The sequence below is a fragment of the Streptomyces recifensis genome (assembly GCF_002154615.1).
GTDB classification, from domain to species: Bacteria; Actinomycetota; Actinomycetes; order Streptomycetales; family Streptomycetaceae; genus Streptomyces; species Streptomyces griseoluteus.
This window is the reverse complement of the sequence record NZ_MUNH01000585.1, coordinates 1-4,950: the sequence shown is the minus strand read 5'-3', so window position 1 is coordinate 4,950 and position 4,950 is coordinate 1. Positions and strand designations below refer to the sequence as shown.

The window sequence follows — 4,950 nt, the reverse complement described above, 5'->3', positions numbered from 1 at the left end:
TTGGTGACCAGCTCGCTCACGACGATCTGCACCGCCTCCGCGTCCGCGCCCGGACAGTGCGCATCCAGGTACGCCGCCGCGAGCCGACGGGCGTCGGCCGGTGACGATGCCTGGGAGTGTGCGGTGAACATGAGCCCCTTTCGCGCGGGCGTGCTTTCCCTGCGCGTGCCCCCGCCCTGACGGTACACGCCGGTGAGGGGGACCGAACCGCTCACGGCCGTGCCTGCCGCGGCAGCGTGGACAGGGCGGCACGCGCCGACTCCAGGTCGGGATGCGAGGGCAGCAGACGGTCCGCCCCGGTCAGTTCGAGCAGGCGCCGTACGGTCACGTCCCCGCCGAAGATGCCGACGTCCCGGCGCCGCGCCGTACGCAGCAGATGGTTGAGCAGCGACGAGTCGCAGAAGCCGACCTCCCGCAGGTCGAACACGAGCGGCCCGGTCCAGCGGACCAGGGCGTCCTCGGTGGCGTCCTCGACGGTGTCCAGTTCCTCGGGGTCGAGGTGGCCGCGCAGGCCGATGACCCACAGTTCTCCGTCGGCCTGCGAGTACGCCACCGCCGGGGGGATCACTTCCTCATACGTCTGACCGCGCTTCACCATGAGGCAATGGTGCCGTACAGGGTCCACCGCGTCACAGTCCAGGGTGGTTTCAGCCTGGATACATCACGCTGGGAGGTCGCGTACGTGCTCTATGCAACCCGCGTAGACGCGCGCATCATGAAAGCGCTCCATCGCTCCACGCCACCCCAAATTTGTCATGTACCTGCAATCAGGGAGGACTGCACGATGGCTTGCGGATCGACCAGCCTCTGGGCCGGTGAGACCAGTTGGTTCTGCTGCGGCAACTCATGGGGGCCCTGCGGCAGCGCCGGTGGCGGCGCCTGCGGCAACTGCCAGTCCAGTGCGCACCACGGCGCCTGGCCGAACGCCTCGGCGGCGTGCTACAGCATCACCCGCCCCGACCTCTGCGGCGAGAACATCCCCCGGCGCGGCTGCGGTTCGGTGATGAACGTCCGCCACCAGTGTTCCGGCGCGACGGTGTGCATCACCATCACCGACTGCGGCCCCCGTACCAAGGACTGGTGCGGCGAGGCGACCTGCTGCAACGGCGCCTGCCGCACCAACCGCGTGCTCGACCTGACCCCGGCCGCCTTCTCGGCGATCGGCAACCTCAGCTCCGGCAAGCTCCCCGTCTACATCTACGAGTGAGGAGGCCCGACATGAACGCACGGAACACCACGGGAGTGCCGTCCGAGGGGATGCGCCGCCGCCGCTTCCTCACCACCGCCGCCCTGGGCGGCGCGACCATCGTCGGCGCCGGCGCCCTGGGCGGCCTGGACGCCGACGCGGCCTTCGCCGCCGAGCCCTCCCTCGACCCGGCCATCGCCAGGTCCTCCTTCGTGGAGGGCAGAATCACCGGCATCACCGGCAGCGTGCTGGAGGTGGCCGGTTCCAGCGGCGGCCACGCGCGCGTGCAGATGACCAATGTCACCAGCGTGTGGAAGGTCCGGCCCACCACCGCCGAGGTCATCGAGGTCGGCGACGGCCTCTACGCGCGCGGAGTCCCCATGCCCGACGGCACGGTGGCCGCCGACGCGGTCTGGGTCAACATCGTCAACCTCGACACCACGATCCGGGGCATCGCGAAGAACCGGGTCCACCTCGCCCACGGACGGCACGAGCTCGTCGGCAACATCCTCGCCGACACCGGCGCTTCCTACGCCGGGCGCGGACTCACCTCGGACCTGTCCCGGCTGCGTATCGGGCAGAGCGCCCAAGTGCTGGGTGCCTGGCGGCCGTCCGACGACTCCGTGGACGTCGTCCGTATCTCCGTCGGGCACTGAAGCGGACTTGGGAGAGGCGCAGATGCTGTCACTGACCACGGGACTCCTCCCGCTCCTCCTCGCCGGGCTGCTCTCCTGGACCGGCGCGGCCAAGGCCCTCGGCCCGGACGTCGTCCGGACGGCGCCGAAGACCGCGCTGGCCCGCCTGCTGAGCAGCAGCGAGCGGGCCGTCCTGGTGCTGCGTGCCACCGGGTGGGCCGAGCTGCTCCTGGCCGGAGCCCTGCTCGCGGCCCCCGGCAGCGCGCTGCCAGGGGCGGCCACCGCCGTCCTCGGGGCCGGGTTCCTCGGCTACCTCGGCTACGGCCGGGCGCGGGCCCCCCAGGCGTCCTGCGGCTGCTCCGCGACTGAGGACACGCCGGTCACCGGGCGCGCCTTCGCCCGCGCCGCGCTCGTCCTGGCCGGCGGGCTCACGGCCGCCGGGGCGCGCCGCGCCTGGTGGGACGCGCTCGGGGACCGGCCGGTGGCCTCGGCCGTCGTGCTGGCCGTGGGCGCGCTGGTCCTGTTCGCCCTCTCGGCGGACCTGGACCGCCGGCTGCTGCTGCCCCTGCGCCGCACCCGGCTGCGCGTGTCGGGCCACCCGCTGACCGGCCGGGGCGGGACGCGGCAGGTTCCGGTGGCCGCCAGCGTCGAACTGCTGGAGAACTCCCTGGCCTGGCACACCACCTCGCCCGTGGTGCGCTCCGCGCTGCTGGACCACTGGGAGAGCGACGGCTGGCGCATCCTGCACTACTCCGGCGTCCACGGCGAGGGCGAGGCAGCCCGCCCGGTGGCGGTCCTGTTCGCCCTGGACGCCACCGTCGGCCGCGACACGCCCGGCGACCCGGTGATCCGCGTCAGTTACGTCGACGCGGACACGGGGGCGCCGGTGGCCGCCGAGGAACTGCGCGCGGCCCCGGCCCGCCGCTCGCTGCGCCTCGTGGAATAGGACACCGGCCCGGGGCGGCCGCCGCGCGGTCACGGCGGTCGCACCGGGCCGGTGCGTGAGACAGGGGGCAGGGCGCCCTCAGCGGCCGTGCCAGTCCAGGCAGACCACCAGCGCGTCGTCGTCCGGCGCCGCGGTGCCCCGGTGCCCGGTGAGCTCGCGCAGCACCGCTCCGGGCACCTCCGAGGCCGGGAGCAGCCGGGTGGCTTGAATGGCCCGCGTCAGCGCCGCGTCCCCGTAGGGCTCTCCCTTGGGCGAGGCGACCGTGTACACGCCGTCGCTGACGAAGACCAGCCGGTCGCCGGGCTCCACCTGCAGCTCCTGCGCGACGTAGTCGGTCTCCTCGAACATGCCGAGCGGCAACTGCGCCTCGAAGCCCACGTGCTCCACGGCGCCGCCGCGCAGCCGGAGCAACTGCGGGCACCCGGCGTCCACCACCCGGGCGCGGCCGGTGGCCAGGTCGAAGTCCAGCATCAGCACCGACAGATAACGGTGCCCCCGGTACTGGGCGTACACCGCCTGGTCCGCCAGGGCCGCCTGGTCGGCGAGCGGGATGCCGGCCCGGCGGGCGTTGCGCAGCGCGTTGACCGCCAGGTTGGTGAGCAGCGCGGCCTCTATGCCCTCGCCCATGCCGTTGGAGACGTACAGGGTGAGCCGGTCCGCCGTGGACGACCAGTCGTAGTTGTCGCCGTGCATGGCGTACGCCGGCTCGAGCTGGGCGCCGAGATCGAACTCCGGCAGGGAGCAGGAGTGGCCGGGCAGGAGCTGCCACTGCATCTCCGCGGCCAGGGTGAGCCGGTCCTGGCGCCGGGCCTGGAGATACAGGTCGGTCTCGCGGTCGGCGACCAGCACCTCGTGCCCCAGCACCTGGGCGATCTCGGCCAGCTCGGGCAGCGCCGCGCTGCTGTCCTCGGAGTCGGGCAGGGTCACCGTGAGCACGCCGAGCCGGTCCCCGTGCACGCTGACCGGCAGGTGGACCCGCAGCCGGTGGTCGACCAGGCTCTCCAGGAAGGGTTCCTGGGCGCCGAAGGCCCGGCCCGCCGGGCCGTTGTGCAGAGAGACCGGGGGGAGCGCGTGCGGCGGGGTGGTCACCGGCTGGAGCATGGTGAGGCTGTAGTCGGCCAGCAGGAACTCCACGGCCTCGGCCGCGTAGTGCCCGGCCAGCTCCCGGCGGACGGTGTCGGCCAGGGCATAAGGAGGCGCCGTGCGCAGCGCCCGCTCGACAGCCATGAATCTGTTCACGATCGTAGGTATGCCAATCTTTCACCCGTGAGAACGCCACGCCCGCCCCCTGATGGGCCGAGTGGTGGACGTATCGTGCAGTCTTCCTGGATATTCCGGACCGTCTTGCCTGCTAGTAGGCTGTGGGTCGTCCCCGTACCTGCGAGAGTGTGACCGTGACGAACTTCCACCCCCGCCCCGAACCCGTCGAAGTCGCGCGTGTGACCTCCACGGCCGCGGAATTGCTGGAAGTCCTGTGGGGCCGGGCCTCCACGGCTCCCGCCTCGGCGTCCCAGTTGCGCGTGCTGCTGATTCTGGAGCACCAGGAGGGCATCAACCTGCGGACCCTCGGGGACCATCTGGCCTCCACCCCGCCTTCGACCAGCCGCCTGTGCGACCGGCTCCAGGCGGCGGGGTTCGTCGAGCGCGAGGTGAGCCGGACCGACCGCCGCGAGGTGCGCCTGTACCTGAGCACCCGGGGCCGCGCCTTCCTCACGGACCTGCGGGCCCGGCGCGAGGAGACGCTGCGCTCGGTGCTGGAGCGGATGTCCGTCGGGGACCGCAGTGCCCTGCTCACCGGCCTGGAGGCGTTCTGCGCGGTCGCCTCGGAGCAGATACACGGGTACGACGAGTCCTCCGGCTCCCGGACCGCCTGAGCGAACCGGGCCGCAGCCGACAGAGCTGCCGTGGATCGTGGCCGGCGACCGGCGGCCGGCGAACGGAGCGGCCTCCGCCGACCGGAACATCCCTGATCCTTCCCCTCCTGCTGTGACACCGGATACTTTCTTGCGTCATGGTCATAGTTGTCAAACGGCAAGTGTTTCACGGGACGATCATGAGATCGACGCCACATGGATACGTCTCCACCCGCGGGGTCCGCCGCACCCAGCCCTGATCGAGGAGTGGCCGCGATGACCGACCTGCACTGGCTGTTCGGAGACCAGCTCGGCCCCCACTTCCTCACC

Annotated in this window: 6 protein-coding genes; 4 read left to right on the top strand and 2 right to left on the bottom strand. The window is 72.2% G+C overall.

Translation table 11 applies throughout. The features are described from left to right. Positions 1–211: 211 nt before the first annotated feature. Positions 212–598 carry an STAS domain-containing protein gene (locus CCN33_RS26525; protein WP_086695985.1) on the bottom strand — a complete coding sequence of 129 codons (387 nt, stop codon included), beginning with the start codon at positions 596–598 and terminating at the stop codon, positions 212–214. Between the two features lie 186 nt (positions 599–784). On the opposite strand from CCN33_RS26525, the gene CCN33_RS26520 reads away from it, so the two are divergent. The 3 genes from CCN33_RS26520 to CCN33_RS26510 are packed head-to-tail and all read left to right on the top strand — an operon-like array spanning position 785 to position 2,767. Continuing rightward, complete coding sequence (locus CCN33_RS26520) at positions 785–1,207, top strand: RlpA-like double-psi beta-barrel domain-containing protein (protein ID WP_086695984.1); 423 nt, start codon at positions 785–787, stop codon at positions 1,205–1,207. 11 nt (positions 1,208–1,218) lie between these two features. Beyond that, positions 1,219–1,842, top strand: coding sequence for a cell wall protein (locus CCN33_RS26515; protein ID WP_208621902.1), 624 nt, complete (start codon positions 1,219–1,221; stop codon positions 1,840–1,842). A gap of 22 nt (positions 1,843–1,864) precedes the next feature. After that, complete coding sequence (locus tag CCN33_RS26510) at positions 1,865–2,767, top strand: MauE/DoxX family redox-associated membrane protein (RefSeq protein ID WP_086695983.1); 903 nt, start codon at positions 1,865–1,867, stop codon at positions 2,765–2,767. 78 nt (positions 2,768–2,845) lie between these two features. On the opposite strand, the gene CCN33_RS26505 is transcribed toward CCN33_RS26510, so the two are convergent. Continuing rightward, a complete protein-coding gene (locus CCN33_RS26505; RefSeq protein ID WP_208621901.1) occupies positions 2,846–3,994 on the bottom strand; it encodes a PP2C family protein-serine/threonine phosphatase in 1,149 nt (382 codons plus the stop codon). A gap of 161 nt (positions 3,995–4,155) precedes the next feature. Between CCN33_RS26505 and CCN33_RS26500 the strand changes: the two genes are divergently transcribed. Beyond that, complete coding sequence (locus tag CCN33_RS26500; protein WP_086695981.1) at positions 4,156–4,641, top strand: MarR family winged helix-turn-helix transcriptional regulator; 486 nt, start codon at positions 4,156–4,158, stop codon at positions 4,639–4,641. Positions 4,642–4,950: the final 309 nt, after the last annotated feature.